We start from the raw sequence: 5848 nt of genomic DNA, 5'->3' as shown, positions 1-5848 counted from the left end.
CCAGACCATCGGCCGACCGAACCGCTCCAAGGTCGGCGTGGCGCTGGCGGCTAAGTAATCAGGTGATAGAAACGAAAAGCCCCAGAGCCAGACGGCTGGCTCAGGGGCTTTGTGGTTTCGCGCCGACGTCAGCGTCGTGATTGCGCCTGGTAGCCACTCACAGTCGGCAGCCTCCAGTTTCTCAGAACAACGATCCGCCAGCAGGCGTTAAAACCTGGGATTGATACTCAGCGACAGCATGGCCGATAGATGACTCAATGGCCTTCCTGATTGCTGCTGCAACTCATTGAAAGCGTCCTGTACGACTTGCATGTCTCGCTGACTCGTTGGAGCCCGGTCAATAATGCCGGCGGCCATCAGGCGTGCAACCACATCACTGGTCAATAAAAACGTATCCTTTCCGACCAAACGTAAAAATCCAGCAGCCGAGCGTCCGCCCAGGCGAGCGCCGCGTTTGGCCAGTAAACGCCACAAGCCGATGATGTCGGCACTCGGCCAACAGGCGATGAACTCACCGAAGCTGCAGCCCTTCTCCTGGCGAATGTCCAGAATGAATCGGGCGTTCTTGGGGATGGTCCGCAGCTTAGTGAGATGACGGATGATTCCATCGTTTTTCATATAGCCTTCGATTTGCTCTGGGCTGAGCAATACCATTTTCTCGGGTTCAAAGCCCCAGAAGGCTTCTTCAAAGGCAGGCCACTTGGCGTCGACCATAGAATGTTGCATACCGGCCTGAAATACCCGCTGGCTCATCGCAGAAAGGTAGCGATCATCCCCCTTCTGCTTCAACTCATCAGGAGTCAGCGCTTCGGGCAGGAAGGCCTCCATGGCCTCGTCAGATTCAAAACGCTTGCGCACGGTGTCGTAAAGCCAACGGTAGTCAAGTGTCATGCTTGTCTCAATGGATAAATGGAATCAGTACCTGCCAACCGCTCCATGCCCCGGCGGCAAGGGGGCGTGCAGTTTCCAAAGGAATTCTCATGGTCCGGGGGCACCGAAGCGTCCCCGGGGGATAGGCAACAGAAGTCCAATGTTTCAACTCAACGCCACTTTCCTTTGCCACCTCCTACACCAATGACGGTGGAGACAGCCCCCGACTGGAAGTGGCCCAGCAGTTTGCTGTGGCTGTCGAAGAACAGTACCCCGTAAACTCCGTCTTTTCGCCGTTTTTTGCCTTGTCCGGCCTTCGCTCGCCGACTTTTCAGATAGAGCCTCAGCATTCCAGTTGAGAAACCTCATACCCACCGCATCACCTCGGTATCCCACGAACGCTGGAAACGACCCCACGAAGCGCAGCGGATCACTTCGGTATCACCTTATCTTACCCCCTTGGTCACGCCGTCCTGTTGGTGGATCCTTGCGAAAACAACGACTGGGGGCACCATCATGGACCATGCACCGTTGCGGATCGCCATCATTGGCGGCGGGGTTTCCGGCCTGTCGCTGGCCTACTATCTGCAAAAACTCGGCTGCCAGAAGCTGGGGCACGAGACGGCCCGGCAGATTGAGGTCACCCTCTTCGAGCGCAAGGCCAGCCTGGGCGGCAATGCCGAGACGGTGTGGGTCGACCTGGGCAACCGGCGTCATCCGGGCATGCCCGAGACCCCCTACCGTCGCTGGGCCGACCTGGGCGTGAATGACGTCAACCTGGCCACCTACCACCGCCTGCGCACGATACTCGGCGAGATTGGTGAGCTGGAGCGCATGAAACCCCTGGAGAATACCGAGAGCTATTTCAGCCGTGATGGAAGCATCGCCCTGACCGACGACAGGGACCTGTTCCGCGGCGTCAGCGACCCGGCCCACGACCTGAACCAGCTCGAGGGCGGCCGCCTGGCGCTGCTGATCGCCGTGGTCCATCGCAGCGCTATCAACCTGGTGGAGAACCATCGTGTTACGCCGCGCTACACGGTCGACGACTTCTTCGATGCCTGCGTTGCCACGCCCGCCGAGATGCTGGCAGCGGCAGCGGACCGGCTGAGAGTCAACATCGACTGGCACGATCCCGAGCTGCCGGCGCGGCTGGAGCGTATCCGCCACACCGTCTACTACCCCCGCATCTCGGCCATGTATTTCGCCGACGATCGCGGCCCCGGCGGCATGCCGCTCCAGGCACCCTTCGAGTATTATCGCATACAGGAGGGCGGCTCGCCGCCGGACCGCCGCTACTTCGAGCACGGCGCCCAGCACTGGCTGGAAGCGCTGGCCGCCCATATCGTCAATCCGAATACGCCGGGCCCCCGCATTCAGATCCTGCGCGGCATCGAGGTCGAGGCCAAACTCTCGACCCAAGGCGTAACGTTGGCGGAGCGTGCTCCCGGCGAACGCCGCTGGGAGGCCGACCTGCTGTTCATGGCGACCCATGCCGAAGATGCCCTGCCGCTACTTACGTTCGGCGACGGCCTGAGCGACACCCAGCGGGAGCTGCAGCATATCCTCGGCAAGGTGCGCTACACCCGCAGCTTCGGCGTCTGCCACACCGCCGCCGCCCGCCTGCCGCCCAATCGCAACCTGTGGCGCACCTACAACATCGAGGTGCGTAACCCCGAAGACACCTTCTTCCCCTACCGGATTGACTACGTGGCGAACCGCCACCAGAACGATGCCGAGAACCCCGCCTACAATCAGGCGGGCCTGCCGCAGTACTTCGTCTCCCTGGTGGACGACCTCAACCGGATTCCCCGCAGCGAAATGCTCGAGCGGCAATCCTCGCCCTTGGACGCACCCGCAACGCTGGCGAACACCGCCCCCGGCGAGGCAGGCTACCGCGACCGCCTGCCGCCGCTGGACCCCGCCCTGGAAGCCAAGGCCTGGACCCTGTTCAAGCACAACGTGCTGGATGCCAACTGCCTGGAGGCGCAGGCGGAGATCGAGCGCTACAACCAGGCCACGGCCCGACGGAGCGCCGAGGGCCAAGAGGGTTGCCCGCTGCTGTTCGCCGGCGGCTGGACGCGCGGCGCCGGCCTGCAGGAGCAGTGCCTGGAGCAATCGGAACATCTCGTCGAACTGCTGCTGGGCACAGCGGAGCGCCAGAACGAGAAAGTCCTGCGGCTAGTGCCGACTGGCAGCCAGGCGGGGCAGCGTCATCCGCAGGCCGGCGGCTTCGCCTCGGTGCCAGCACGCCCGTAGGGTCTCCAGGGCGTGCGCCTCGCCGCCCTCATTTTCACTCCCCGCTCCGTTCTCCAGCCAATCGGCATGGGCCTCGATCAGGGCACGGTGGTGCTCGCCCCAGGCACAGGGCTCCGCCCCCATCAGTTGGGTCAGGCGCTGGGCATAGTGACGTGCCGCATCGGGGCGCTGGTCGAGCAGGCTGACCTCCGCCGCCGCGATCAGGAAGCGGTAGCCGTTGTGCCCGACGCAGCCGGCATCCAGCAGCGCTTCGCCCTGCTGCAAGGTCGCCAGGCGGGCCTCAGGCTCCTCTTCCAGCAGCGCCCGGGTGCCCAGCACCCAGGGGCCGATAAAGGCCTTCAGCGCATGCTGCTCCACCAGTAGCCAGGCGCGCTCGATGCTGGCTCGGGCTTCGGCAAGCCGCCCGGTGATCAGCTCGACCCGGGCGCGACTCTCCAGCAGGAACGCCTCGAAGCGACCGGAGCCCAGGCCACGCGCCACCGTCAGCGCCTGTTCGATCTGCTCGTCCGCCGCATAAGGCTCGCCCTGGGAGAGCAGAATCCAGCACGCCGTGAGCCGCGCCACCACCTCGGCACGCCGGTTGCCGACCCGCTTGCCCAGCTCGGCGGCATCGAAACAGTCGGCCAGCGCCGCCTCGGTCTGGTTGGCGTAGATGCGGGCGGTACCCAGCATGAAGAGGTTGGAGGCCTCCAGGTCGGCGTGGCCATGGGTTCGACACAGCGCTACGCAGTGGTCGAATAGCTCGAGGGTGCTGAGCATCTGCCCCTCGGCATAGTGAGCATCGCCCAGCCCGCTCAGGGCCTGGATCTCGGTGCGCACGTTGCCGCCACGGCGGGCCTGCTCCAGGGCACGGGTGTGATAGGCGCGACTGGTGGCAAAATCGCCCCGGGGGAAGTAGAGATTGCCCTTGAGATAGAGCGCCTCGGCCAAGGGCAAGGGATCCTCCAGCGCCTCGGCCAGGGGCAGCAGGCCGTCGAGTATCGCCTCCTCCGCCGCCAGGGCATCGAGCATGTTCAGCACCCGGGCCAGCCACAGATCGGCCGTGATGCGCTGCCGCTCCTCCCGGGCGAAGCTGCGCGCCGCCTCGAAGTGCTCCCGCGCCGCCTGGACCTGGCCGGTGGCCATCGCCACCTGGCCCTGCAGCAGCATCAGCCGGTACTCATCCTTCGGCGCGTAGTCGATGGCGCGGCAATCCCTCAGCAGCGCCATCGCCTCCTCATGGTGATAGCGGGCCATTTCCGCCGCCACCGCCTGCAGGAAGGCATTCGGCGCCTCCAGCGAGCGCGCGCGGTGCAGGTGGCGCGCCCGCAAGCCAGGTTCCGCCTCGCCGTAGAGCGCGGCCAGCCGAAGGTGCAGGCGGTCGCGCTGGATCTTGGGAATGCCCTCGTAGATGCCTTGCAGGATCAGGTCATGCACGAAGCGGTAGCTGCCCTCTTCCAGCGGACGCACCAGGCTGTAGCGCTGAGGGAGCTCGGGCTGATAATCGGCCTGCCCCAGCACTTCCTGCAGCGCAGCCAGGGAGAAGCGCTGCCCCATCACCGCGGCGATGCACATGGCCCGACGATCCAGATCGGTGAGCTGATCCAGCTTGCTCTGTACCAGATTGGCGAGGCTGGCCGGCAGGCTGCGATGAGGATGGAACAACAGCGGTTGAGTCAGGAACAGCGGGTTGCCCTGGGCCTGGGTCACGCAGCGGGCGGCGTGCTCGGCGGGCACCGTGCCGAAGCTGGCGACCAGTGCCTCGGCCTCCTGGGGGCGCAGCGGCGGCAGCTCGATCAACGTGAGCGGCAGCTCCGGCAGCTGCGGGCGCAGGCGGGTCTCCAGCGGGTCCTGCTCCACACGCGAGGTGAACAGCCAGATCACCGGCGCTTCCTGGGTGCCCTGCAGCAGCCCGGTGAGCGTGGCCAGCAGAGCCTCGTCGGCCCAGTGCAGGTCCTCCACCACCACCAGCTGCGGGCGATGAATGGAGCGCGCCAGGAGCAGGTCGCGTAGTGCCAGCACCAGGCGCTGGCTGCGGGTCGCGGGGGTCATGGCGGCATAGAGCGACTGCGCCTCCTCCGGCTGAGGCAAGCCCAGCAGCGGGCGCAGCAGCATGGCGTGATCCATCGGCAGGCGCAGCGCCGATAGACGGGCCAGCAGGAGAGCCTCGTCCAGGATTTCCGCTTTCGCCTCGGCGGAGGTTTCCAGCAGCGAACGTGCAAGCTGCATCAGCGGGCCTTCATCGGCGCGGGTACCGAAGTCCAGCACCTCGGCCTGGTGATGATCGGCATGGGCCGCGGCCATCTCGGCAAATTCCGCGCTGAGGCGCGTCTTGCCGATACCCGCCACACCGCGGATATAGATCAGATGACCGGCCTGGTAGGCCTGGGTGTTCTCCAGGATGGCTTGCAGCTGGCCCAACTGCACCCGGCGCCCCACCAGCTCGAAGCGAGCGTCATGAGCCTCGTCCCGGGGCTGGCGATAGCGCAGCCACTCCCCGCCTTCATCATCGAAAACGAAGAGCTCCGCCAACTGCACCGCCACGCCACGCTCGACCCACACGCCGCTCTGCTCTCCCAAGATGGAAAGCGGCGTAGCCGTAGGCCAATGGCCGGCCTGAAGATACACGCCGCGGGCCACCCCCTGCTCCACCAGGGTAGCGGCGCACAGCAAGCCGCGCTGCGCATCGCTACGGTAAGCCCGAGACAGGCCGAACAGCGCCGTGCCTCCTTCCTCAAGG

Annotated in this window: 4 protein-coding genes; 1 reads left to right on the top strand and 3 read right to left on the bottom strand. The window is 65.3% G+C overall.

The window, feature by feature from the left end:
- Positions 1–207: 207 nt before the first annotated feature.
- Both QPM17_RS23245 and QPM17_RS23900 read right to left on the bottom strand, forming a co-directional pair.
- On the bottom strand, positions 208–891 hold the full coding sequence (locus QPM17_RS23245; protein WP_285394129.1) for a DNA-3-methyladenine glycosylase I: 684 nt from the start codon (positions 889–891) through the stop codon (positions 208–210).
- Between the two features lie 149 nt (positions 892–1040).
- The gene (locus QPM17_RS23900) at positions 1041–1220 is read right to left on the bottom strand and encodes a VapA/VapB family virulence-associated protein (RefSeq protein WP_422732797.1); all 180 of its coding nucleotides are present in this window, start codon (positions 1218–1220) and stop codon (positions 1041–1043) included.
- Positions 1221–1386: 166 nt separating this feature from the next.
- Here QPM17_RS23900 and QPM17_RS23240 point away from each other — a divergent pair, with 166 nt between their 5' ends.
- Positions 1387–3129 carry an NAD(P)-binding protein gene (locus tag QPM17_RS23240; RefSeq protein WP_285394128.1) on the top strand — a complete coding sequence of 581 codons (1743 nt, stop codon included), beginning with the start codon at positions 1387–1389 and terminating at the stop codon, positions 3127–3129.
- On the opposite strand, the gene QPM17_RS23235 is transcribed toward QPM17_RS23240, so the two are convergent.
- On the bottom strand, positions 3052–5848 hold a 2797-nt coding region (locus QPM17_RS23235; RefSeq protein WP_285394127.1), incomplete at its 5' end, for an AAA family ATPase. The genes QPM17_RS23240 and QPM17_RS23235 overlap by 78 nt on opposite strands.

This window comes from Marinobacter azerbaijanicus, from assembly GCF_030250645.1.
Lineage (GTDB): Bacteria > Pseudomonadota > Gammaproteobacteria > Pseudomonadales > Oleiphilaceae > Marinobacter > Marinobacter azerbaijanicus.
Note: the sequence above shows the minus strand (reverse complement) of the source record. Positions and strands in the feature narration are given on the sequence as shown.